Source organism: Paractinoplanes pyxinae, assembly GCF_026626335.1.
Classification (GTDB): Bacteria; Actinomycetota; Actinomycetes; order Mycobacteriales; family Micromonosporaceae; genus Actinoplanes; species Actinoplanes pyxinae.
In genome coordinates this window covers 380,544-404,150 of record NZ_JAPNTZ010000006.1, presented here as the reverse complement: position 1 = coordinate 404,150, position 23,607 = coordinate 380,544, and the positions used below count along the sequence as shown (strand labels likewise).

The window sequence follows — 23,607 nt, the reverse complement described above, 5'->3', positions numbered from 1 at the left end:
TGCCTCCGAACGGCCCAGTCTCTCGGTGGCGGCGGCGGTCAAAGATGGAAGCAGGGCCTCGAACGCGCTTGCGGCCCGGGTGCGAACGGAAGATCCTGCCATCGGGTCAACGTAACCGTCGGTGGGGCGCGGGTCACGCATATCGACGGCGGTGGCGAGGGGCGGGGGAGCCGATGCGCAAAGTGGTGTTACCGGCCCCGCTGATACCCGTCCAGCGCGCGGTCATCTCCTCGGCCACCGCGCCGACCGTCGTTCCGCGCCGCCGGGTCGTGCGCTGCGGGCTCAGCGTCACCGGCTTCGGCCTGTGCGCGATCTTCTACTGCCTCACCTACACCCCGTCCCTGCTGCCCCGGCCCTGGTTCCTGCAGGGTGTCGTGGCCGGGCTGACCGCTTCTTTCGGGTATGCGGGGGGAACGGCCATCGGGGCGGTGGTCCGCCTGCGGTGGTGGCCGTCGCGCCGGGTCGAGCGCATCGCCTGGCGGACGCTGTTCGTGCTCGTGCCCCCGCTGATTCTGCTCTTCCTGTGGCTCGGCACCCGGTGGCAGCGGGATCTGCGCGTACGACTGGGAATGCCGCCCCAGCAGGAGTACGACCTGGTTCGTACGGTGACCATCAGCCTCATCACCTTCGGGGCGCTGCTGTTGCTGGCCCGCTGCCTGCGGCTGGCCGCCCACGGGTTCGCCCGGCTGTTCGGCCGGCTGGTGCCCGAATCGGCGGCCTACTGCGCCGGCTTCGTGGTGGTGACACTGCTCAGCTACACCGCGTTCGACGGCATCCTGGTCAGCAACCTGGTCACCAGCGCCGACCGCTCGGCCGCGGTCACCGACAGCGGCACCGGCAACGGGGTGGTGCAGCCCGGCTCGGCCCTGCGCTCGGGCAGCCGCAGCTCGCTGATCAGCTGGGACTCGCTGGGCCGCCAGGGCCGCAACTTCGTGACCAAGGCCCCGCCGATCGACCAGCTCAGCGCGTTCGCCGGCCGCACAGCGATGGACCCGGTACGCATCTACGCCGGCCTCTCCTCGGCGGACTCGGTCGAAGAGAGAGCGGCATTGGTCGTACGCGAAATGGACCGCACCCACGCCTGGGACCGCGCGGTCATCGCCGTCTTCACCCCCACCGGCACCGGCTGGGTCGACAACGACGTGCCGAGCTCGCTCGAATACATGTACGGCGGCAACACGGCGCTGGTGTCGATGCAGTACAGCTACCTGCCGAGCTGGATCTCCTTCATGGTCGACCGCACCAAAGTCGTCGACGCCGCCTCGGCCCTGATCACCGCGGTCCGCGAACGCTGGGCGGCGATGCCGGCCACCCACCGCCCGAAACTCCTGATTTTCGGCGAGAGTCTGGGAACGTACGGAACCGAAAAGACCTTCGGCACGGCGGAAGCGATGGTCACGGGAGCCGACGGCATCCTGCTCGAAGGCCCCACCTTCGCCAACCCGATCCACCGCGACCTCACGGCTGCCCGGGCCCCCGGCTCGCCGGTCTGGGATCCCGCCTACCCCCAGCTCCCGGTCGAGTTCTCCTCCGAGTCCCACGAGCTGCGAAACCTGCCCACCCCACCGCGCGTCGTCTACATGCAGAACTCCTCCGACCCGGTCGTCTGGTGGAGCCCCAGCCTGCTGTGGCACAAGCCCGACTGGCTGAAGGGTCAACGAGGCCCCGACGTGACCCCCGACATGCACTGGTACCCGGTCATCACGTTCTGGCAGACCACGGTCGACCTGCTCTTCGCCAACAAGGCCCCCATAGGCCACGGCCACGTCTACAAATCCGGCGCGGTCGACGGGTGGGCCGCCCTGGCCCCACCCCCCGGCTGGACAGTCCACGACACCGACCGCCTGCGAGCCCTTCTCGACAACTGACGGTCAGCGGCGGAGCCACGGCTGGAGCAGGCGGGTGACCTGGGGGAGCACCAGGTAGGTCATGATCGGCGTGAGGCAGAGGGTGCTGATCAAGGTGCGGAGCACCACGTTCAGGTCGATCAGCAGGTGGTTGAGGGTGAGCGCGGCCAGCAGGCTGACCGGGAAGAAACCCAGCCAGATGGTCACCGCCTGCTTCCAGCGCGGCGGGGCCTTCGGCGTGGCGGTCTCGCTGACCTCGTGGGCCCGCGGCGGGTCGAACCAGCCTTCGATTCCGGTTCGTTTCTCCGTACGGGTGTGCTCGACGAAGCCTTCGGCCGACGACAGCCACCAGCGGCGCTGCGGGGACTCCTCCCAGTTGCGCAGGGCGTGCTCGTCGGCGAAGCGGTAGAGCATGTGCCACTCGTACGAGCCCTGGTCCGGGCGCACCCAGCCGGTGCCCAGGAAGCCGGGGAAGTCCTCGGCCAGCGTCGTGCCGGCGTTCACCCAGGCGATCATCTCGGCCGTCCGGGCCGGGTCGGCCTTCCGGGTGATGGCGACGGTGACAGCGGGAGACTCCATGTCCCACATTCTGGTACGCCGAGGTTTCCGGCGGGCTTCGCTTCCGGTTTCCGTGCCGTGGCCCACACGGTAGGTTCCGCAGCATGACCTTGCAGCGAAAGTTGTCGATGGTGGCGGCGGGTGTCGCCGCGGCTCTGCTCCTGCCCGCAGCCCCCGCCCAGGCCGGCGGCGGCGCCCTGGGCTGGCAGCTGACCCCGACCGGCACGGAGGCGCGGTTCCGCGGCCTGGCCCCGGTCAGCGCGAAGGTGGCCTGGGTGGCCGGCTCGGCGGGCACCGTTCTCCGCACGGTTGACGGAGGCCGTACGTGGAAATCGGTTGGCCCGGCCGACGCGGCGGCGCTCGAGTTCCGCGACATCGAGGCGTTCGACGCCCGGCACGCGGTGGCCCTGACGATCGGCAACGGCCCCGACTCCCGGGTCTACGCGACCTCGGACGGCGGCCGCACCTGGACCGAGTCGTTCCGCAACGAAGACCCGGCCGCGTTCTACGACTGCATGACGTTCCTCGACCGCAAGCACGGCCTGGCCCTGTCCGACCCGGTCGACGGCAAGTTCCGCATCCTGGCTACCCGCGACGGCGGCCGCTCGTGGAAGGTGCAGCCCACGGCCGGCATGCCCGCCGCGCTGACCGGCGAGTTCGCGTTCGCGGCCAGCGGCACCTGCCTGGTCTCGGCCGGCGGCAAGGCGTACTTCGCCACCGGCGGCGGCGCCGAGTCCCGAGTATTCACGTCGCGCGACGGCGGCCGTACGTGGTCGGTGACGGCCACACCGGTGCCGAGCGGCCCGAGTGCCGGCATCTACAGCTTGGCCGTACGGCGTGACGGCGCGGCCATCGCCGTCGGCGGCGACTACGCGGCCCCCACCGCCGCCCCGGACGGCGCCGCCTACCTGCGCGGCCGCACCTGGACGGTCGCCCGCACCGTCCCGGGCGAGTACCGTTCCGGCTCGGCCTGGCTCGGCCACGGCAACACGGCCCTCGCCGTGGGCCCCACCGGCAGCGACGTCTCCCACGACGCCGGCCGCACCTGGAAGCGTTTCGACACCGGCAGCTTCGACGCCGTCGAATGCGTAACCGGAGCCTGCTGGTCCTCCGGCGAAAAGGGCCGAGTAGCCAAACTGACCCACAAGCACTGACTCCGGCGGGATCGTCGGCGCCTCACGAGGCGTCGGCGATCCGCCCGTCGGGAGTCAGTCCGTTGGTCAGGATGCGGTTGCGGAGATCGTTGTCCAGGCCGGCGACGTCCCAGTTCCGGATGGCCCGGAGGGCGAAGCCGTCACCGCACAGGATCATGCGGATGAGCTCGGCGAGATTGCCCTCTTCGGCCAGCCGTTCCACGAGATGACGACCGGTCCGGCGGCTGAAGGTGGCGAGTTCCCTGACGGCCTGACGATCACCGCGTCGCTCGTAGAGCAACGCCAGGCTCATGCGGACATATTTGTCGCCGGACCAGAGCGCCAACCGCTCGAGCCCTTCAAGATCATCAGCGTCGAGCAGCTGGTCGGCTTGATACCGGTCCGTCTTCGTGTAGTCGAAACCCTCGATGCCGCCAGGAGACGTGTCAGCAGACTTTTCCTCCGGCGAGAGCTGCGTTGGTGGCGCCGGTGAAGCGAACGCAGCGCCGGCCGCCACCGGGGCCGGAGTTGGCGCGTGCGGAGCCTCCGACGACCGCCGCTCGAAGATCGCCTCCTCTCGCAACAGGAGCCGACGGCCGGCGGACCCGGCAAGATCAGCCAGCTGCTTCCGATCCAGGTCAGCCCCGAGGAGCACCGACCAGAGCCCGGCGGGAAAGGGCTCGAACCGCCCGAGTTTCCCGATGATCCGGGTTGCGCCACAGCCCCAAGGCCCACCTGGCCCCGGCCAGCAACTGTGGCGGGCTCGGCGCCGCCTGGGAAAGCGCGGCCGCCATCAAACGGTCTTCCCGCGCCGACTCCGCGGCCGTCTCGAGCTCCCGCCTGCTCCATCCCTCGAGCACGCTCACCGGCACGCCGGCCAGCCTCGCCAGCTCGCGCACCGCCGCCGCCCCCGGCCCGCCGATCGTTTCGGGCCGACGCCACATGCTGGCCACGACCACACATCGGCGCGCCGGGGTGGCTTGGCGCATCGCCCTCAGCGCACTCTCCGCGACATCGCTCATGTCATCCGCACGGTCGAGGTTGTCCAGCCACAGCACGTGGTCGCCATCGGGCGAAGCCGCGGCCAGCCGATCCCGGCCATCGCGATCTCGCATGTCCACGAACTGCCAGTCACCGAACTCCGCCGAGACTGCTTCCCACGCCGACCGCGACTTACCCGCGCAGGAACGACCCGTCACGAGGACGGCGCCCGCCGAACGCTTCGCCGCGGCCCGCAAAGAATCCTGCAGGGACCGATCGTGATCACGCGGAACGTATGCCGGCACGGCATCGGGCTCCGGTCTTCCCTCGAACCAGCTACGCAGCGGCGAAGACGACACCGGAAGAAATGCGGCCGGGTGCACGCCGACGTCCAACGGCCCGAGTTCACGCACGCGCGGCCATCCGGCATCCGGCTGGAGCCGAGCGGATTCTCGTGTCCGCGGCCGGCCCGCCTTCCTCTTGGCGCGGGCCCGCCGCACCAGGTCGAGCCACCAGATCTCGAGATGGACCGGGCGACCCTGCCGCTGGGCCAGAGCACCCAGGTACTTCGACAAGAATGTGACCGGCGCGTCCGTACGCGGGACCGAGATCCCGCCGAGCCAGTCGCTGAGCGACTTCTCGGAGAAGGAGACGCCGCTCGCCTTGGCGTCTTTCATCACCCGCCTCAGTGGCGGAGATCCCGCATCCTCGTACAGCTGCGTGAGCTCACCGCCCACCTGTGCAACCGGGCATCGCGAAGGCCGCCGCTGGGTCATCGACCTGTTCACGGTCGGCAGCTGACGGCGGGAGACGGCGGCCCGCAGTGGCCGCCGTCTGCCCCGGCACCTCGGCACTTCACCACGAAAACCTGCTCAGTCTCAGGTATGACGGTGCGGCCAGCCCGCGGACCGATGACCGTGGGTGTCGCGCTCCCTACGATCGTCGATGTGCACATGGGTAGGCGCGGTGGGCTTGCGGGCGCGGTGGCGGTGTGGGTGCTGCTGGTGTTGCTGATTACTGTCACTCCGGGTGGGGAGCGGTCGGCGCCCGCGTTGGCTGCGGCGTTTGGGCTGGCCACAGTTCAGGCAGCTTGTGTGGCCTGGATTCGGCGGCGGCCCGAGGCGGCCATGGTCGTCGCGATCGTTGCGGGTGTGGGTCTTGAGTTTCTGGCCCCGAGCATCGGGTGGTTGGGGCAGGTCGCGGCGGTGCTTGCTTCCTATGCGTTGGTGCGGTCGCCTCGGCGGTCGTTGTGGTTTCTGGCGGTTCTGGTGGCGGGTACGCCGTGGAAGCTGGTGTCCGGGGACTGGCGGAATCTGATGCTGGCCGCGGCCGGGCCGGCTCTCGGATGGGCTTTGGGGGAGCTCGGCCGCGTCCGGCGGCTGCGGCGGCAGGACGCGGAACGCCGCATTCTGGCTCAGGAAAGGGCGCGCATCGCTCGCGAGCTGCATGACGTGCTGGCGCACACTGTCTCGGTGATCGTGGTGCAGGCGGGGGCGGCCGCGGATGTTTTCGAGACCCGGCCCGACCTGGCCCGCAAGGCGCTCGGGTCGATCGACACGGCGGCCCGGTCGACGCTGGCCGAGTTGCGGGTGCTGCTGCAGACGATGAGCGCCGGCGACGTCGATGAGCAAAGCCCCCAGCCCGGCCTGGACCAGCTCGGCGCGCTGACGTCGAGCCTGCGGCAGACGGGCCTGCGGGTCGACGTCGACCAGCCGGCCGGCGGTGTGCCGCTGCCGGCGGCGGTGGACCTCTCGGCGTACCGGATAGTGCAGGAGTCTTTGACCAACACGTTGCGGCACAGCCGTTCGGACCGTGCGCGGGTCCGCGTCACCCGGGAGCCGGGCTCGGTGCGGCTCGAGATCAGCGACGACGGGCCGGCCCGGGTGACCGGCCGTGTCGACGGGTCCGGCCGGCGGGGCATCGTCGGGATGCGGGAACGGGCGCGGCTGCTGGGCGGGACGCTGGAAGCCGGCCCGCAGCCCGGCGGTGGCTTCCGGGTGGTCGCCGATCTGCCTTGGGAGCCGGTGTGATCCGGGTGCTGATCGCGGACGATCAGGAGCTGGTGCGGGCCGGGTTCGCGATGATCGTCGACAGCCGGGACGACCTCGAAGTGGTCGGGGAGGCGGGCGACGGCGTCGAGGCGGTCGCGCTGGCCGGCTCGCTGCGCCCGGACGTGGTGCTCATGGACGTACGCATGCCCAGGATGGACGGCATCGAGGCGACCCGGCAGCTGGCCGCGACCGGCAACCCGGCCCGGGTCGTCATCCTGACCACCTTCGACCTGGACGAGCCGGTGTTCGCCGCGCTGCGGGCCGGGGCCAGCGGGTTCCTGCTCAAAGACACCCGCCCCGACGACCTGGCGGCGGCGATCCGGGTGGTGGCGCGGGGCGAGGCGCTGCTCGCGCCCACGGTGACCCGGCGGCTGCTCGACCGGTTCGCCGGCGAGCTTCCGGGCGGTGCGCCTCCGCCCGCGCTGGACGCGCTCAGCGAGCGGGAGATCGAGGTCCTGATCCTGGTCGCGCGGGCGCTGTCCAACGACGAGATCGCCGAACGACTCACGCTGAGCCGGGCCACCGTGAAGACCCATCTCTCCGCGATCCTGTTCAAGCTGGGTCTGCGCGACCGCGTGCAGGCGGCAGTTCTGGCGTACGAATGCGGCCTCGTCCGGCCCGGCACGGCTCCGCCCCGGGGATGACCGCAAGACCCGTCCGTGGACCGATTACTCGATGCGTCCCTCCAATAAGGATGAATGCAAAGAGGAGGGACACGATGATCCGACTGCTGATGGCGGCCCTGATGGCCGTCCCCCTGGCGCCGGCGTCCGCCCCGGCGCCCGATCCGGCGGCGAAGTGCGCCGCGCTGACCTCGCAGGCGACCGTGACGTCGGCGACGGTGGTCACCGTCAAGCTGCGCCAGCCGACGCCGATGTGCGAGGTCAAAGGTGTCATCAAGCCGGCCACTCACTACACCGTGCGGCTGCCGGTGAGCGGTTGGACCGGCCAGTACGTGCAGCTGGGCTGCGGCGGGCTGTGCGGCGAGGTGCCCGGGCTCGACCTGCCGCTGGCCGGCTTCAGCTGTGCCGCCGCGCTCGACGGCCACCTGGTGATCGCCGGCGACGACACCGGGCACGCCGCCGGCGAGGAGGCCACCTGGGGCAACGATCCCCGGGCCCGGCTCGAGTTCGGCCTGCTGTCCGAGCATCGGCTGCGCACCGCCGCGGATGCGGTGATGCGGGCGTACTTCGGACGCGGCCCCACCCACCGCTACTTCGACGGCTGCTCCACCGGCGGCCGGCAGGCGCTGAACCTGGCCCAGCGCTTCCCGGCCGACTTCGACGGCGTGCTGGCCGGCGCTCCCGCCAACAACCTGGCGCCGCTCGCCCTGCTCAACGCGTGGAACGTCACCCGCAACACGGACGCGGCGGGCCGGCAGATCCTCGGCCCCGGCAAGCTGCCCGCCCTGCACGCCGCGGTCACCAAGGCGTGCGGCGAGGTCATTCACGACCCTCGCCAGTGCGGTTTCCAGCCGTCGTCGATGCTGTGCCCGGCCGGCACTGACACTCCGAATTGCCTGACGGCGCCCCAGGTCCGTACGGTCGTCGACTTCTACCGCGGCCCGCATGGCCTGTACAACGGCGGAATGCCGTACGGCTCCGAATTGGGTTGGAAAGATGCGTTCGTCGTGAGTTCCGGCTCGCCGCTGACCGGCCCGACGGCCACCATCGCGCTCAACTGGTTCCGCTACCTGGGCTTCGCCCACAACCAACCGAACTTCCAATTGCGCGACGTACGGTTCACCAAGGCCACATTCGACCGGCTGAACGTGCTTGGCAATGCCATCTACAACGCGAACAACCCCAACCTGGCGGCGTTCCGCGCCCACGGCGGCAAAATCATCCTGTACCACGGCTGGGCCGACCCCTCGATCCCGCCTTTCTCAACCCTCGACTACTACACAGCAGTCCAGAAACGTGGCGGCAGCCAGTCGTTCTCGCGCCTCTACATGATCCCGGCCGCCTACCACTGCCTGTTCGGCCCGGAAGCGTCCGACGAACCGTCCGAGATCGCCGTCCCCGAGTTCCTGCAGCCGCTCATGGACTGGGTCGAGAAGGGCACCCCGCCCGCCGCGATCAACGTGCCCACCGTTGACCCGGACTGGAACGTGATCCGCGACCTCGACATCCAGCCGTTCAACGCGCTCACCCCGGTGCATGCGGCCCCGGGCAGCCTCAACGCCGGTTACCACTACGTGGGCCGGTACTGAAAAGGGAGAGGCCACTGTGGCCGATCGGATCTGTCACCCCGTCTGAACCGGCCATTGATCTCGCGACATCCCGCCGCGAAGACTGGCGGTCCGGGCCGGACGAGGGCGGGGTGCCAGATTGACCGAGTTCATCGTCGGCGAGTCCGTCCTGATGGACGAGCCGCTCTCCGACTACGACGCCATGCGGGTGTTCTTCGAGCTGGCCGACGAGCGTGGTCATCTCGCCCCGTCCGTGATCGTCGACGACGAGGGCCAGGTGCTGACCCATCGGGACTACTCCGATCGGGTCGGCGCGGTGCACGAGGGGGCGGGCGCGTGGGCGTTCTGCCGGCAGCCACTGCCGGAGGCACTGGGAGCGGCCGAGGGCGCCGGGTGGGTGCGTCAGATCGCGCCGCACCTGCTCCTCCAGGACAGCGTGCCGTACCCGGCCGAGCCCGTCTTCAACTACCAGCCCTACCTGCAGCGTTTCGGCTCGGAAGCTCCCGTCATGTTGCCTCCGGTGGCGAACGCGGCCGCGATCGCGTTCGCCCCGGACGGGACGCGGGTGTGCGTTCTGGAGGAGCGGGCCCGCGGCGGATATGCCGTTCACGAGTACGAGCTGGGCCTGGGCGGGCAACGGCTGATCGCCACCTTCCCGGGCGGGGCGGGCTGGTTCCTGACCGAGGTGGCGTACGGACCGGACGGCCGGTGGGTGCTGGTCACCGGGGGTGGCCGGGCTTGCCTGATCCGGGTGGCCGACGGCCTGGTCGTGCCCCTGCCGGTCGGGGCCGAGGCGGCCGCCTGGAATCCCCGCCAGGGGCCCGACGCCCTGCTGCTGATGTCCACCGACCGGGTCGGCGGCCGGCTCCTGGTTCAGGACTACGACCTCGCGACCGGGGAGGTCCACCCACGGTCCACAATCGAGTCGCACGACGGCCGGCCGTTGGACGTGCGGGAGATGGCGCTCTCCGCCGACGAACGGGCTCTGGTCATCGCCCCGGTCGGAGCGGTCGGCCTGGACCAGGCTCCCCGCGGCGGTGTCTGGGTGGCCGCCGTGGTCGAGCTCGATCGGGGCACGATCGACCCGGTCTCGGCCGCCCGGTTCAAGACGGCGCAGGTCAGCCGGCGACACGGCAATCCGCGCTGGTGCGAGCGGCCGGTGCGAGTCACGGGCAGCACGGCGCCGCACCCGCGGCTGATGGAGCGCGGCTGGACGCGGCGTGACGAGCAGCCGCCGCCCGTGGAGCGCTGGCAACCGATCCTGGACGCCGTGATCCGGGCCTGGCGTTCCGGCACGGTTCCGCACGGCACGCTGGCGCAAGAGTTCATCCAGTACGCACTCAGCGTCGACAACCGGGACGAGGCGCTGCGGCAACTCGGCGACCTCAGCCGCGGTCACGCCGTACCGCGGCTGGTGCGGCAGCGCATCGACGACGGCCGCCGGCTGTGGACTCCCGTTCCCGCCGATCCGGCCGCGGTCGCCGATCCGGTCCCGCCGATCGTGCCGGCCGCGGTCGGGCAGCTGATCGACGCCGGCGACAGTGCCGCGGCCGCCGTCGCCGCCCGTGACCTCATCGCCGCCGCGGCCGGCGAACCGTGGCTGTGGCTGGCCGAGCAGAGCTCCCGGGCGCTGTACGCCGGCTCCTACGAGACCGCGGCCCGGATCGCGCTGTGCTCGCTCCGGTGGCACGTGCACCACGTGGCCGCGGACTGGTCGTTGGCTCGCACCGGCCTGGGCACCGCCGCCCGCGAGGTGGCGACCAGGCTGTACGTGCAGGGTTTCACGGCGTGCACCCACCTGCCCGAGCGGCAGAAATTCGTGCATATCAGCGACGACCGGCACGCCGAATCGGTGCGGGGAGTACTGCGTCCGCAAGTTGCGCTGCGAGGCATTCACCGGTGGGATGTGCTCGCTGCGCAAGCTTTGAAGCGAGCCGTCGCCCGCCACCGGGCCAGTGAAGGAGTTGAAGGCTGTTGAACTGGGCATTCATCTCGTACCAGCGAGATGACCTCCGGCTCGTCGAGCCCATCGTGGCCCGGCTCCGGGAGGCGGGCGTCGGCGTCTGGCTCGACCGCGACGACCTGCAAGCAGGCGACAACTGGCGCCAGGCGATCAAGCGGGCGATCCGGGAGGGTGGCGCCTTCGTCCCGATGTTCTCCCCGCGCTACAACTCCCGCCGCAGTACCTACATGAACGTCGAGCTGCGTGAGGCCATCGAGCAGGCCCGACAGATGCATGTCGACCGCCGGTGGATGGTCCCGGTGATGCTCGAGACCTGCGAGTTGCCGGACATGCGGATCGACAGCAGCACAGACCTCACCGACCTGCACTACGTTGACTTCACCGCAGACTGGAACGCCGCCATGGCGTCCCTGATCAAGGCGCTGCGATCGATACTCGAGGACGACCGGGAGCCGGGAGCGACCCTGCCTGGCGCCGACATCCCGATCTGGGACGACCCGGATGTGCGACGGATCTATCGGGTGATCGATCGGCAGCCGTTTCCGAACTTTCATGTCTTCAACGACAGTCCTCATCAACTCCAGCTCGTCCGCGACTTCGTGCTGGCCGATCAGAACGCCGGCTCCGACGGACCTCCGGCCGCCTTCGTCGACGCCTGCCTGGCCGGGATCCGCGCCGTGGAGAGCCTGGCCGCCGTCGCCGACCCGGGGTGGCTCAAGTTCTTCACCTTCATGACCGACGCCAACAACCACTTCCTCTGGGACCTCTACCGTCCCGCCCTCGAGGTGGGCGCCATCGCCTCGTGGACGGTCGAGACCATCGAGAAGCACGGCTGGGGTCCGGACGGCAACTCCACCGCGATGGGCCAACGGCACAGCAACGCGCTCGGCCTTGCCGCGGCGGCGGGACAGGTCCCGCCCGGCACCGGGGACCGCGCGCGACAAGCCGCCGCGGAGGGCTACTTCCAGCGCTTCCAACAGAGCTGACAGAAACCGGCCGGGAGGTAAGGATGGGGGATGCGGGTTTTCCGGGACGGCTACGGCGTCCCCCATCTGCGGGCGGACACGGTCGATGAGCTGGCGTTTCTTCAGGGGCGGGTGACGGCTCGGGACCGCCGCGAGCAGATCGAGGTGGAGCGGCGCAAGTCCGAAGGGCTGTTGTCCGAGAGGATCGGAGCGGACGGGCTGGGCTGGGACAGGTTCGCGCGGCGGGCCCGCATCGACGACACGGCCCGGCGGTGCTTCATCAATCTTGATTCGCGTACGCGGGACTGGCTCCGGGCGTACGCGGAAGGGGTTCGGGCCGAAGGCCTGGTCTGGCACCCGTGGTCGTCGCTCGGCGTGTTCCTCGCGCGGCACATCATGTTCGCGAGTTTTCCCAGCAAGATGTGGAACTCGCACGTCGAGCGGACGCTGGGGCCGGATGCCGTCGGGTGGTTCTTGAACGAGGACGCGGCGGCCAGTTCGGGCAGCAACTCGTGGGCGGTCCCGGGGATCGTGGCCGGCGACCCGCACCGGCTGATCGAGCTGCCGGGTGTCTATCAGCAGGTCCGGCTCTCGTGCCAGGAGTTCGACGTGGCCGGCCTGACCTTCGCCGGTGTGCCGGGCGTGCAGCATTTCGGGCACACGGGCGGCGTGGCCTGGGCCGTCACCAATGCGATGGCCGACTATCAAGACCTGTTCGTCGAAGAGCTCCGGCGCACGCCGGCGGGGGTCGAGGCTCGCGGTCCGCTCGGCTGGGAGCCGGCCGAGTCGCATACCGAGACCATTCCCGTACGGGGCGGGGGCAGCGAACTCGTCGAGGTGATCGAGACCGCCCGCGGCCCGATCGTCGACGGCAACCTGAGCCTGCGCACGCCGACCCGGGCCGGGTTCGATCTGGGCTTCGGCGCCCTGTTGCCGTTGCTGCACGCGTCCACCGTGGACGATGTGGCCGACGCCCTCGAACGCTGGGTCGAGCCGGTCAACAGCGTCCTCACGGCCGACACCACCGGGCGGGTCCTGCAGCTCACGGTGGGCCAGGTTCCGGTGCGCGACGAGCGGAACGGCCGCTTTCCGGTGCCGGCCTGGGATCAGACGTACGCGTGGCAGCCCGGCCACGTGCCGATGACCCGCCTCGAGGTGACCGGCGTCGCCGTGAACGCCAACGACCGCCGCCCGGACACCGAGGCGTACGGGAACGTTTTCGCCTCGAAGGCGCGAGCCCACCGCATCCGCGAGCTGATCGACGAGGGTGTGCCGTCGCACCGCATCCACATGGACACCCCGATGCGGGCGACGAGCCTCGAGGCCGGACGGCGGGCCGCCTGGCGGTTCGAGGTCGCGCGCCGCCTGCACGAGCATCCCGCGCTCAAGCCGCTGATGCAGCCGCACGGCTTCGACCCGCTGTTCAACGGCTGGACCGATCCGCGCGTGCGCATCGGCAACGTGCTCGACGGCGTGCTGGTCGGCCTCGGGCTCACCCTGGCCGAGGTGGTCGACCCGGAGACGATCGAGTCGGGGCCGTGGGGTTCGCGGCACCTGCTCGCGCCCGTCCGGCTGCCGGGGTCGCAGGTCGAGATCCCGCGCACCGAACTGTCGGGGGAGCGCGACTCGGTGCTCTGCCTGAATAGCATTCCGGGCGTGACCGATCTGTGCTCGCGCGGCCCGGTCGCCCGCTATGTGTGGGACATCGCCGACCGGCAGCGCAGCCGCTGGGTCGTGCCGTTCGGCGCCTCCGGCGATCCGGACTCGCCGCACTTCCTCGACCAGTTGCCGCTGTGGGCCGCCGGCGAGCTGATTCCGCTGGTCACGGACTGGTCCGCGTTGATCGAGGAGCCACTAGGCTGACCGCATGAAACTTCGCGCGGAGCTGCAGCGCACGGGCGGCGCCACCACCGGCTTCCAGGTTCCGGACGAGTTCGTCACCGAGCTCGGCGGGGGCGGCCGGCCCAAGGTCGTGGTCGTGCTGAACGGCTTCACCTTCCGCTCGTCGATCGCCAAGATGGGCGGCAGCTACTGGCTGGGCGTCAGCGCCGAGCGGCGGGAGGCGGCCGGGGTCAGCGGCGGCGAGACGTACGACGTAGAGGTCGAATTGGACGCAGCCCCGCGCGAGCTCGAGGTGCCGGACGATCTGCGGGCCGCGCTGGAGGCCGAGCCGTCCGCCCGCGACTTCTGGGCGACGCTCTCGTTCTCGAACCAGCGCTACCACGTCGACCAGCTGAACTCGGCCAAGACGCCCGAGACGCGGGCCCGCCGCCTGGCCAAGTCGCTCGCGCTGCTCGGCCAGGGCAAAGCTCGCTGATCAGCCCGCGGGGCGGTAGGCGACCTCGGGGTCGAGCAACCGGATCCAGGCCGGCCGCCACTGCGGGGCCCGCGCCTGCGTCTCTTCCTGCAGGTTCGTACGCCACGGGCCGGACACGCCGTCGTCGGCCCACCACTTCGGCCACGAGTCGTAGCGGCGTTCCACCAGCACCGCGGTCGGGGTGGTCTGCACGCGCAGGAACAGCCACCGCCCGTACCGGGGGTCGGCCTCGGCCCGCCGCAGGTTGCGCACCAGCTCGCTGAGCTGCTGGAAGGTGCCGAAGCGGGGCTCGTCGGGCTGTTCGCGGGGCGGGTGCTTGCCGGCCTGCACGCTCAGGCTGGTCGCGTCGGCGTAGGCCAGAACCGTGCAGCGGCCGTCCTGGTGCGGCGAGCGTTCCCGCATCCAGGCCGCCAGCGCCTCCAGCTCGGCCGTGCGCGGCGGCTCGGGGCGGTTCAGCTCGGCCGCGTCCTGCATCGCGGCCCACACCAGGCGGTCGTGCTCGCCCTGGCTGAGCCGCCGCACCCGGCGCATCGGCGGGCGCTCGCCGGCCGGGATGCGCGGGGGCCGGGTGCCGGCCGTGATGCCGCCGCGGCCGGCCGCGAACAGCGCGGCGTGCAGGTCGAGCGCGGGCTCGGTGAGCCGGCCCAGCAGCCGCTCGAAGGACGAACCGCTGATCTCGCCGCGCACGGCCGCGGTGAGCAGGTCTTCGCTCGCGGTGCGCACGTCGTCGCGCTCGGCGGGCGTCCGGAGTTCGTGCTGACCCCATTCCCGTACGACCTCGGCCAGCTCTTGCAGGGTGGCCTCGGTGCTCAGCACGGGCGCCACGGTGTGGGTGAGGCCGTCGCTCAGCCCGTCGCGGTAGCGGGTGCGCGACCAGCGGCCTTCGGCGTGCCACACCACGAAACCGAGCCGGTCGGCCTCGGCCAGCGCGGTCAGGTCGTCCCAGGGCAGCCACTCGGGGGCGCCGGTGAGCAGGTCGATCGGCGGGTCGGCGTCGACCGTGGCGCTGTGGTCGCGGTCGTAGCCGAACAACACCGCCCGCGCGCCGTCGACCAGCGCGAGCCGGGCCCAGCTGCCGCCGTGGTCGTCGTGGTGCGCGCCGCGCTCGTCGACGAACCAGACGTCGGCGTAGCCGATGCCGGTCAGCGCGGCGGAGAGCGTCGCCCAGCGCGTCCAGAGCAGTCCGGGCGCCGGCAGATCCACGTCGGTGAGCATCAGTCCACTGTGCCAAACGGCTCGGCGCGGATGTCACCCCCCTAGGGCCTTGCGTGCCTTACCTCTGCGAAAACGCCCGGACCGGACGACGGCCCCGTACGTGCATCGACTTCTTACAATGCCGGGGGTCGTGGCCGGGGGGCCGCGATCCCAACTGCAGAAGGGTCACCCGAATGCCGTTGAAGAAGCACCGACTACTGACCGCGGCGCTGGCCGGAATCGTCCTGACCGGATTGGCCGCCGCTCCCGCCTCCGCCGGAGGCTCCCGCGTCCTGACCGACGCGGTGCCCACGCCCAAACTGGGCTGGTACAAGTGTTACGAGATCGCCGAGTGCGCCACCGTCAAACTGCCGCTCGACTACCGCAAGCCCAAGGGTCCCAAGACCGAGATCGCCGTGCTCCGGGTCAAGGCCAAGAACCCGGCCAAACGGATCGGCAGCCTGTTCGTCAACCCGGGCGGGCCGGGTGGGTCGGCGACGCAGTTCGCGCTGGCCGCGCCCCAGTTCCTCAGTGACTCCCTGCTCGAGCGGTTCGACGTCGTCGGCGTCGATCCCCGCGGCATCGGGGCCAGCCAGCAGGTCAAGTGCTTCCCGTCCGTACGGGCCCAGACCGCGGTGCTGAATCTGATGAACGTGCCGTTCCCGGTGACCAACGCCGAGGAACGCAACTACATCGCCGGCTCCAAGAAGCTGGGCCGGGCCTGCTCGACCACCGGCCGCCCGCTGACCGCCCACTCCTCCACGGCCGAGGTGGCCCGCGACATGGAGGTGGTGCGCCGCGCGGTCGGCGACAAGAAGCTCACCTACCTGGGCTTCAGCTACGGCAGCGCGCTGGGCCAGTACTACGCCAACATGTTCCCGTCCCGATTCCGGGCGCTCGTCGTCGACGGCGTGCTCAACCCCAACGCCTGGGTCGGCAACTCGCGGCAGATCCTCGACCAGCGGCTGCACTCCGGCGACGCCGGCTACAAGGCGCTGATCGAGATCCTGAAGCGCTGCGACAAGGCGGGCGAGACGAAGTGCGTGTTCGCCGAGGGCAACCCGGTGAAGCACTTCGCCCAGGTGGCCAACCGCCTCAAGACCGACCCGGTCGACTTCCCCGACGGCGCCGGGGGCACCGTCAAGGTCACGTACGCGGTGTTCGTCAGCGCCATCCTCGGCGCGCTCTACAGCACGAACGCGGGCGCCGAGGTGACTGCGATCGCGGCCGAGGTGGCCGCGGTGCAAGAGGGCGGTTCGACCGCTCCGCTGCTGGCTCGCTACCGGGCGGCCAAGGCGGCCCGGGCGTACGACTTCCCGTACGAGAACGGGTTCGAGGCGTCCAGCACGGTGATCTGCACCGACGGCAAGCACCCGGCTCGCGCCGAGTCGTGGCCGGCCGCCACCGACCGCCGCGACCGGGAAGCGCCGTACTTCGGCCGGTCCTGGGGCTGGATCGACAGCCAGTGCGCGAGCTCGACCTGGACGGTGCGCGACCCGAACGCGTACACCGGGCCGTTCACCAAGCGCACCGCGAACCGGTTCCTGATCGTCGGCAACTTCTGGGACCCGGCGACCAACTACCAGGGCGCCGTGTCGTCGCGGCGGCTGGCCCCGAACGCGAGCCTGCTCTCCAGCAACAACTGGGGACACACGGCGTACGGCTCGGGCGTCTGCGCCACCACGACGATCGACAACTACCTGTTGACCGGTAAGGCGCCGAAGGACGGCAAGGTCTGCACCGACGCGGCGCAGCCGTTCACCACGCCGTTGCCGCCGCCGTCGACGCTGTCGTCGGCCGGGGCCGGTAAGAAGCGGCCGCCGGTCGTTTCCCCGCGTCCGATTTCCATTCTGGGTTAGTCGGTGGTGGGGCGGCTCGGCACGGGCCGCCCCACCCCTTCTACGTGTGGCGGAAGCCGCCGTCTGAGGGCTTCCAGTCGGCGCTGTCGCGTGTGTCGGCGGTGCGGCCGGCGATCGAGAAGGCGAGGATGACCAGGAAGAAGAGTGCGATTGCGATAGCCATAACTAAAGTTTCGTCCCGGCTGTACAAGGTCGACAGTGGCAGAGATGCCAGACACCTTCAAAATCCTGCCAACCCGCCGTATGCTCCGTCACATGCTGCGCAACGTGGCCGTGATCGCCCTGCCCGAGGTGGCCGTCTTCGAGCTCGGCGTGCTGTGTGAGCTGTTCGGTTACGACCGCACGGCCGACGGTCTGCCCGCCTACGACTTCGCCGTCTGTTCGCTCGACGGCGGTCCGGTGCCCAGCCGGGCCGGGTTCGACATTTCTGTACGCCATGATCTGAGCCGGGCCGAAGAGGCCGACCTGGTCGTGGTGGCGCCCTTCGACAATCCGGCCTTCGAGCCGCCCGCGCCCGTGCTGGACGCCCTGCGCCGGGCCCACGATCGGGGCGCCTGGGTGATGAGCGTGTGCACCGGCGCCTTCGCCCTCGGTGCGGCCGGCCTGCTCGACGGCCGCCGCTGCACCACCCACTGGCTGCACACGGCCCGCCTGGCCCGGCTCTATCCGGCCGCCATCGTCGACCCCGACGTGCTCTACGTGCAGGACGGCCGCGTGCTGACCAGCGCCGGCACCGCCGCCAGCATCGACGCCGGCCTGCACCTGATCCGGCAGGAGCACAGCACGGCGGTCGCCACGATGCTGGCCCGGCGCATGGTCGTGCCGCCGCACCGCGAGGGCGGCCAGGCGCAGTACATAGAGACGCCGCTCAAGTCCGTGCAGTGCGAGACGCTGCAGCCGGTGCTGACGGCCGTGCTGGCCAGCCTCGACCGGCCGCACACGGTCGAGACGATGGCCGAGCTGGCCCACATGGCGCCGCGCACCTTCGCCCGCAAGTTCCGCGACGAGACCGGCGCCACCCCGCACGACTGGCTGATCAGCCAGCGCATGCTGCTCGCCCGCAACCTGCTCGAAGAGACCGGCCTCGGCGTCGACGCGATCGCCGACCGTACGGGGTTCGGCAGCGCCGCCACGCTCCGGCATCACTTCGCGCAGCGGCTGTCGACGACGCCTCAGGCCTACCGGGGCACGTTCCGGTCGTCACAGCCGGTGTGAGCCCGGGACCGGAGGGGCAAAGGCTGGTCATGGCGAAGACTCCCGGCCCCACGGTGTTCGTGCTCTTCGGGGCGACCGGCGACCTGGCCCGGCGGATGGTGCTGCCGGCCTTCTACACGCTCGCGATCGAGGGCCTGCTGCCCGACAAGTGGATCCTGGTCGGCAACGGCCGGGGCGACGTCTCGCACGAGGACTTCCGAGCCCACGTCCGCAAGGCGCTGGAAGAGTTCGGCCCGGCGCCCGGCGACGGCCCGTGGAAAGAGTTCGCCGACCGCCTGCGCTTCGCCGGTGGCGGCTTCCGCACCGAGGATTCGGGCAGCCTGCTCGACGTCATCGAATCCGCGCGCTCCGAGCTGGGCGGCACTCCTCAACTCGTCCACTATCTGGCCATTCCGCCCGTCGCCTTCGAAGAGACGACCAAGGCGCTGGGGGAGCACGGCCTGGCCGAGGGAGCGCGGGTCGTCTACGAGAAGCCGTTCGGCACGTCCCCGGCCGGATTCCGCTCGCTCAACCGGCTCGTGCACCGGGTCTTCGACGAGGAGCAGGTCTACCGGATCGACCACTTCCTCGGCAAAGAGGCCACGCAGAACCTGCACGTGACCCGGTTCGCCAACGAGGTGTTCGCGGCCATGTGGACCCGCGAGCACATCGAAAGCGTGCAGATCGACGTGCCCGAGACGCTCGGGGTCGAGCAGCGGGCCGAGTTCTACGACGCCACCGGCGCGGTGCTCGACATGCTTGTCACGCACCTGTTCCAGGTGGCCGCCGAGGTGGCCATGGAGCCGCCGGCCAGCCTGGACGCGGCCGATCTGCAGTCGGCCCGCGAAAAGGTGATCCGCTCGTTCCGCCCGCTCGACCCGGCCGAGGTGGTGCTGGGCCAGCACACCGGCTACAAGTCGATCAAGGGCGTCAAGCGGGGCTCGGCCACCGACACGTACGTGGCGGCGAAGCTCTGGATCGACAACGCGCGCTGGCGCGGTGTGCCGTTCCTGCTGCGTACGGGAAAAAGAATGGCCGGCAGCCGGCAGGTCGTCAGCCTCGTGCTCAAGACGCCGACGGCCCCGCTGCCCGGCCTGCCCCAGCAGGCCAACGTGCTGACGTTCGACCTGGCCGGCAACGGCAAGATCGACCTCTCGATGCTGGTCAAGCGGCCCGGCGTGGCCCTCGAGGTCGAGGACGGCTCGGTGCGCCTGCCCTTGGAAGAGGTGCCCGACGCGGTGCCGCTGCCGCCGTACTCCCGCCTTATCCACGACGTCCTGCTGGGCGACCGATCCCTGTTCACCCGTCCCGACGGCCTCAGCGCCACCTGGAAGACCGTCGAGCCCCTGCTGGACGACCGCCCCAAGCCGCTGCCCTACGCGCAAGGCTCGTGGGGGCCGGCCGCCGCCCGCAAACTGGCCGAGCCGCACCGCTGGCTCCTCGGTCAGTAGCCATGTCGCCGGTGATCCGCCTCAGGCCGCTCGAGCCGCCGGACGCTGTCACGATGGCCTCGTGGTCGCTGGACGAACGGTTCCGGGCCGCCGCCGAGTGGTCGCCGCGTCTGTCGGTGGCCGAGCACGAGGCCTTCCAGAGCCGGTTGATCGCCGAGCCGCCGGCTGAACTCGTGCGCCTCGGTGTCGTTCATGCTGGAGAACTGGTCGGTTACGTCGACCTCCACGGCGTCGAGCCGGCGCGGCGGGAACTCGGCTTCGTGATCGGCGACTCCCGCCACTGGGGGAAAGGCCTGGGCCGCCAGGCCGCGCAAGCCGCCCTGGACCACGGCTTCACGCGGATGGCCTTGAGCGAGATCTGGGCCGAGGCGTGGGCCACCAACACGGCGTCGATCCGCATCCTCCAAGGCCTCGGCATGACCGAACTGGCCCCGGGCGACCAGGGTGAATATCAAGGCGCCGCGACGCACTACCGCCGCTTCACCCTTCGTCGCTGAGGGGCCGGCGGTCACTGCACCGGCTGGGCGATCTCCGTCTCCCAGGTCGCCGGGTCGGGGTGGTCGCCGGGGTCGGTCAGGTACGTCTCCCAGGGCGCTCCCGCCGCGGACAGCCCGCGGTCGCGCATCCACTTCTCGATCTGCTGGTAGGACTCGGACAGGTTGTCGTACGAACCCCGGTGGATTGCCACCGCGGCCTGCCCGGCCGGGATGACCAGCGCCTCGATGCCGTCGGTGGGCGCTGTCGGCGGCGGGGCGGCGATGGTGATGCCGGCCTCGATGACCAGCGATCCCAGGCCGACCTCCGGATAGCGGGTGAACGGCGGCCCGGCGATGGCCAGGCCGTTCTGCTGGGCGTAGTCGAACACCGCCGGCAAGGTCTCGGAGAGGGCGGTCGCGATCTCGTCGCGGGTGACCCGGCGACGGATCACGAGGGCGTGGACGGTGGGCAGGTCACGAACCGAGATGTCCAGGGGCACAGGGGGTTTCCTCTCGATGAGGCTGATCCGATACAGGCTGATGCACGGCGCCGTCGAACTCACCGTGGCCGCGTGCGCCGCCGCGGCGCGGCGTCCGGCGACGTGCAGTCCGCGGGTGCGGTAGCGGAGCGGGCTGCGGCCCAGGTGGCGGGTGAAGGTGCGGGTGAAGACCTCGTGGCTGGCGAACCCGTGGCCGGCCGCGATGGCCGAGATCCGGCGGTCGCCGCCGACCACCTCGGCCGCGGCCCGGGCGATCCGCACCCGGGTGGTGTAGGCCTTCGGCGTCTCGCCGGCGAACCGGCCGAACCGGCGGTGCAGATCGAACCGGGACCGGTGCGCCCACCGGGCCAGGACCGACAGCGAGACGTCGCCGCTCAGCCGGGAGTTCACGGTGGCGAGCAGCTGCAGCAGTTCCGGGGCGCCGGACGACACCCCTGGACGGTACCGGCCGACCGGCATCACGACTTGACGGTTCTTGCTCGGAATCGGCGAGATCTTCAGTTGAAACTGGTCAGTCTTAACTGAAGAAAGTACGGTGGATCGGTGAGTGATGTCCCGGAGTCAGCGGCGCGCGCCGCCACCGACGTTCGCGTCGTGTTCAGCCGGCTGCGCCGGCGGCTGCGAGAGGTGGCCGCCCTCGGCGATCTGACGCCGTCGCAGACCTCGGTGCTCAGCCGGCTCGAGAAGGGCGGGCCGGCCTCGATGAGCGACCTGGCCGCGGCCGAGCAGGTGCGGCCCCAGTCGATGGCCGCGACCTTGGCGGCGATCGCCGAGCACGGTCTCATTCAGCGGCAGCCCGATCCCGGCGACGGCCGCCGCCAGCTGATCTCACTGACCGACGCTGGGCGCGAGCGGATCGCCGTCTCGCGCCGCAGCCGCGACGAGTGGCTGGCCCGGCGGCTCACCGACGACTTCACCGAGGCCGAACGCCGTACGGTGATCGAAGCCATGGCCCTGCTCGACCGCCTGGGCGACCGGCTCGACGGCCGGGGCGACCGGCTCGACGGCCGGGGCGACCGGCTCGACGGCCGGGGCGACCGGCTCGACGGCCGGGGCGACCGGTGACGTCGTTCGACCGCAAGCTGATCGCGCCGATGGTGCTCGGCTCGATCCTCAACCCGATCAACTCGTCGATGATCGCGGTGGCCCTGGTGCCGATCGGGGTGGCCCTGCACGCGCAACCGGCCCAGACGGCGTGGCTCGTCTCCGGGCTCTATCTGGCCACGGCGACGGGGCAGCCGGTGGTCGGGCGGCTGGTTGACCGGTACGGACCACTGCCCCTCTATCTGGCCGGCAGCGCGCTGGTCGGGGTGGCCGGAGTGCTCGGCCTGCTCGCGCCGTCGCTCGGTGTGCTGGTCGTGGCGCGGGTGCTGCTCGGGCTGGGCACGTGCGCGGGGTTCCCGGCGGCCATGTACCTGATCCGCCAAGCCGACGACAAGCCCCGCAACGTGCTCACGACCCTGTCGGTGTCGGCCCAGACGATCGTGGTGGTCGGACCCAGCCTCGGCGGGCTGCTGATCGGGGTGGCCGGGTGGCGGGCAATCTTCGCGGTGAACATTCCCCTGGCTGTGGCCTGCGTGATCCTCGGCTGGCGGCGCCTGCTGAGGTCGCGGCCGGCTGCGCCCGCGGAGCATCTGGACTACCTGGGCATCGGGTTGTTCGCGGGCATGCTGACGGCGCTCATGGTCTTCCTGATGAGCCCGTCGCTGGGCGAGATGTGGCTGCTCGCGCTGGCGGCGGCGTTCGGCGTGGCCTTCGGGCGGCGGGAGCTGCGAGCCGCGGACCCGTTCCTCGACCTGCGGGTCTTCGGTGGCAACGGCCCGCTCATCGCCACCTATCTGCGAGCCCTGCTGGCCCAGACCGCCGCGTACGCGTACCTCTACGGTTTCACGCAGTGGCTCGAAGCAGGCCGGAACCTGAGCCCGACCCACGCCGGCCTGGTGCTGCTGCCGATGTCGCTGCTCGCGATCGTCGTCTCCACGTTCAGCGGGCGGCGCCCCGGCTTCCGAGCCAAGCTGCTGGTCGGCGCGGGCGGCCAACTGGTGGTCAGCGCGCTGATGTTGCTGCTGAACGGAAGCAGCCCACTCTGGCTGCCGATCCTGCTGTCAGTGCTGTGCAGTCTGCCCCAGGGGCTGAACTCGCTGGCCAACCAGAATGCTGTGTACTTCCAGGCCGATCCCGTACGAATCGGAGCGTCGGCCGGTCTGCTTCGGACCTTCACGTATTTGGGCGCCATGGTCTCGTCCGCCGCCACCGGCATCTTCTTCGCCGACGGGGCCGGCACGGCCGGCCTGCACGGCTTGGCCGTCTTCCTGATCGTCGTGGCGTCGCTGCTGCTGGTCATGGTGGTGGCCGACCGCTCCCTGACCGGGCTGGGCGCCCGGTCCGCCGCACAGCCGAGCACAACGTCTGCCTGAACGCGGCTCCAGCCATGCCGGCGACCACTCTCGAATCACCCATTTTCTCGCCGTCGCCGTCGCCGTCGCCGTCGTCGTCGCCGTCGCCGTCGTCGTCGCCGTCGTCGTCGCCGTCGCCGTCGTCGTCGCCGTCGTCGTCGCCGTCGCCGTCGTCGTCGCCGTCGTCGTCGCCGTCGCCGTCGTCGTCGCCGCTGCCGTCGCCGCTGCCGCTGCCGCTGTCGTTGCCGTTGCCGTTGCCGTTGCCGTTGCCGTTGTCGTCGTCGCTGTCGCTGTCGCTGTCGCCGCCGCTGTCGCTGTCGTTGCCGTTGTCGTTGCCGTTGTCGTCGTCGTCGCCGTCGTCGTCGCCGTCGTCGTCGTCGCCGTCGTCGCCGTTGTCGTCGTCGTCGTCGTCGTCGCCCTCGCCGCCGCCGTCGTCGCCGTCGTCGCCGTCGTCGCCCTCGCCCTCGCCGCCGTCGTCGTCGCCGTCGCCGTCGGCCGTCCGCTGAGGCAAAACTGTCGTACCCCCGGAGC

At 70.9% G+C, this 23,607-nt stretch carries 22 protein-coding genes; 15 read left to right on the top strand and 7 right to left on the bottom strand.

All coding sequences use genetic code 11. The annotated features are described in order from the left end of the window. Window positions 1–173: 173 nt before the first annotated feature. Complete coding sequence (locus OWR29_RS19055) at window positions 174–1,868, top strand: alpha/beta hydrolase (RefSeq protein ID WP_267564251.1); 1,695 nt, start codon at window positions 174–176, stop codon at window positions 1,866–1,868. A 3-nt stretch (window positions 1,869–1,871) separates the two neighbouring features. Here OWR29_RS19055 and OWR29_RS19050 read toward each other — a convergent pair whose 3' ends face one another. Next, window positions 1,872–2,435: an antibiotic biosynthesis monooxygenase gene (locus OWR29_RS19050; RefSeq protein WP_438872618.1), complete on the bottom strand. Its 564-nt coding sequence runs from the start codon at window positions 2,433–2,435 to the stop codon at window positions 1,872–1,874. A 74-nt stretch (window positions 2,436–2,509) separates the two neighbouring features. On the opposite strand from OWR29_RS19050, the gene OWR29_RS19045 reads away from it, so the two are divergent. Beyond that, complete coding sequence (locus OWR29_RS19045; protein ID WP_267564249.1) at window positions 2,510–3,559, top strand: WD40/YVTN/BNR-like repeat-containing protein; 1,050 nt, start codon at window positions 2,510–2,512, stop codon at window positions 3,557–3,559. 22 nt (window positions 3,560–3,581) lie between these two features. Here OWR29_RS19045 and OWR29_RS19040 read toward each other — a convergent pair whose 3' ends face one another. Then, a complete protein-coding gene (locus OWR29_RS19040; protein WP_267564248.1) occupies window positions 3,582–4,193 on the bottom strand; it encodes a hypothetical protein in 612 nt (203 codons plus the stop codon). Beyond that, entirely contained in the window at window positions 4,177–5,196 is a 1,020-nt protein-coding gene (locus OWR29_RS19035) for a hypothetical protein (RefSeq protein ID WP_267564247.1), read from the bottom strand. The genes OWR29_RS19040 and OWR29_RS19035 overlap by 17 nt, the downstream gene beginning before the upstream one ends. 417 nt (window positions 5,197–5,613) lie before the next feature. Here OWR29_RS19035 and OWR29_RS19030 point away from each other — a divergent pair, with 417 nt between their 5' ends. The 7 genes from OWR29_RS19030 (at window position 5,614) to OWR29_RS19000 (ending at window position 14,006) form a co-directional block, all read left to right on the top strand. Next, a complete protein-coding gene (locus OWR29_RS19030) occupies window positions 5,614–6,549 on the top strand; it encodes a sensor histidine kinase (RefSeq protein WP_267564246.1) in 936 nt (311 codons plus the stop codon). Continuing rightward, window positions 6,546–7,214 carry a response regulator gene (locus tag OWR29_RS19025; protein ID WP_267564245.1) on the top strand — a complete coding sequence of 223 codons (669 nt, stop codon included), beginning with the start codon at window positions 6,546–6,548 and terminating at the stop codon, window positions 7,212–7,214. The genes OWR29_RS19030 and OWR29_RS19025 overlap by 4 nt, the downstream gene beginning before the upstream one ends. A gap of 74 nt (window positions 7,215–7,288) precedes the next feature. Continuing rightward, entirely contained in the window at window positions 7,289–8,782 is a 1,494-nt protein-coding gene (locus OWR29_RS19020) for a tannase/feruloyl esterase family alpha/beta hydrolase (RefSeq protein ID WP_267564244.1), read from the top strand. A 118-nt stretch (window positions 8,783–8,900) separates the two neighbouring features. Continuing rightward, window positions 8,901–10,739, top strand: coding sequence for a WD40 repeat domain-containing protein (locus OWR29_RS19015; RefSeq protein ID WP_267564243.1), 1,839 nt, complete (start codon window positions 8,901–8,903; stop codon window positions 10,737–10,739). After that, on the top strand, window positions 10,736–11,710 hold the full coding sequence (locus OWR29_RS19010; RefSeq protein WP_267564242.1) for a toll/interleukin-1 receptor domain-containing protein: 975 nt from the start codon (window positions 10,736–10,738) through the stop codon (window positions 11,708–11,710). Before OWR29_RS19015 ends, OWR29_RS19010 begins: the two co-directional genes overlap by 4 nt. A 30-nt stretch (window positions 11,711–11,740) precedes the next feature. Next, a complete protein-coding gene (locus tag OWR29_RS19005; RefSeq protein WP_267564241.1) occupies window positions 11,741–13,552 on the top strand; it encodes a penicillin acylase family protein in 1,812 nt (603 codons plus the stop codon). A gap of 4 nt (window positions 13,553–13,556) precedes the next feature. Next, window positions 13,557–14,006: a YdeI/OmpD-associated family protein gene (locus tag OWR29_RS19000; RefSeq protein WP_267564240.1), complete on the top strand. Its 450-nt coding sequence runs from the start codon at window positions 13,557–13,559 to the stop codon at window positions 14,004–14,006. Here OWR29_RS19000 and OWR29_RS18995 read toward each other — a convergent pair whose 3' ends face one another. Continuing rightward, a complete protein-coding gene (locus tag OWR29_RS18995) occupies window positions 14,007–15,221 on the bottom strand; it encodes a hypothetical protein (protein WP_267564239.1) in 1,215 nt (404 codons plus the stop codon). 173 nt (window positions 15,222–15,394) lie between these two features. Here OWR29_RS18995 and OWR29_RS18990 point away from each other — a divergent pair, with 173 nt between their 5' ends. Beyond that, a complete protein-coding gene (locus tag OWR29_RS18990) occupies window positions 15,395–17,059 on the top strand; it encodes an alpha/beta hydrolase (RefSeq protein ID WP_267564238.1) in 1,665 nt (554 codons plus the stop codon). Window positions 17,060–17,099: 40 nt separating this feature from the next. On the opposite strand, the gene OWR29_RS18985 is transcribed toward OWR29_RS18990, so the two are convergent. After that, the gene (locus OWR29_RS18985) at window positions 17,100–17,222 is read right to left on the bottom strand and encodes a hypothetical protein (protein ID WP_267564237.1); all 123 of its coding nucleotides are present in this window, start codon (window positions 17,220–17,222) and stop codon (window positions 17,100–17,102) included. A gap of 92 nt (window positions 17,223–17,314) precedes the next feature. Between OWR29_RS18985 and OWR29_RS18980 the strand changes: the two genes are divergently transcribed. Genes OWR29_RS18980 through OWR29_RS18970 form a run of 3 tightly spaced genes read left to right on the top strand, consistent with a single transcriptional unit; the run spans window position 17,315 to window position 20,201 of the window. Then, a complete protein-coding gene (locus OWR29_RS18980) occupies window positions 17,315–18,274 on the top strand; it encodes a GlxA family transcriptional regulator (protein ID WP_267564236.1) in 960 nt (319 codons plus the stop codon). A gap of 29 nt (window positions 18,275–18,303) precedes the next feature. Next, window positions 18,304–19,704 carry a glucose-6-phosphate dehydrogenase gene (gene zwf, locus OWR29_RS18975; protein WP_267564235.1) on the top strand — a complete coding sequence of 467 codons (1,401 nt, stop codon included), beginning with the start codon at window positions 18,304–18,306 and terminating at the stop codon, window positions 19,702–19,704. 11 nt (window positions 19,705–19,715) lie between these two features. Then, complete coding sequence (locus tag OWR29_RS18970) at window positions 19,716–20,201, top strand: GNAT family N-acetyltransferase (protein WP_267564234.1); 486 nt, start codon at window positions 19,716–19,718, stop codon at window positions 20,199–20,201. Window positions 20,202–20,212: 11 nt separating this feature from the next. Here OWR29_RS18970 and OWR29_RS18965 read toward each other — a convergent pair whose 3' ends face one another. Beyond that, window positions 20,213–21,112 carry a helix-turn-helix domain-containing protein gene (locus OWR29_RS18965; RefSeq protein ID WP_267564233.1) on the bottom strand — a complete coding sequence of 300 codons (900 nt, stop codon included), beginning with the start codon at window positions 21,110–21,112 and terminating at the stop codon, window positions 20,213–20,215. Window positions 21,113–21,223: 111 nt separating this feature from the next. On the opposite strand from OWR29_RS18965, the gene OWR29_RS18960 reads away from it, so the two are divergent. Together OWR29_RS18960 and OWR29_RS18955 are read left to right on the top strand one after the other, a co-directional pair. Beyond that, window positions 21,224–21,745, top strand: a complete 522-nt coding sequence (locus OWR29_RS18960) for a MarR family winged helix-turn-helix transcriptional regulator (protein WP_267564231.1) — start codon at window positions 21,224–21,226, stop codon at window positions 21,743–21,745. Then, entirely contained in the window at window positions 21,742–23,097 is a 1,356-nt protein-coding gene (locus OWR29_RS18955; protein ID WP_267564230.1) for an MFS transporter, read from the top strand. The genes OWR29_RS18960 and OWR29_RS18955 overlap by 4 nt, the downstream gene beginning before the upstream one ends. On the opposite strand, the gene OWR29_RS18950 is transcribed toward OWR29_RS18955, so the two are convergent. Continuing rightward, on the bottom strand, window positions 23,021–23,587 hold the full coding sequence (locus OWR29_RS18950; protein WP_267564229.1) for a hypothetical protein: 567 nt from the start codon (window positions 23,585–23,587) through the stop codon (window positions 23,021–23,023). The genes OWR29_RS18955 and OWR29_RS18950 overlap by 77 nt on opposite strands. Window positions 23,588–23,607: the final 20 nt, after the last annotated feature.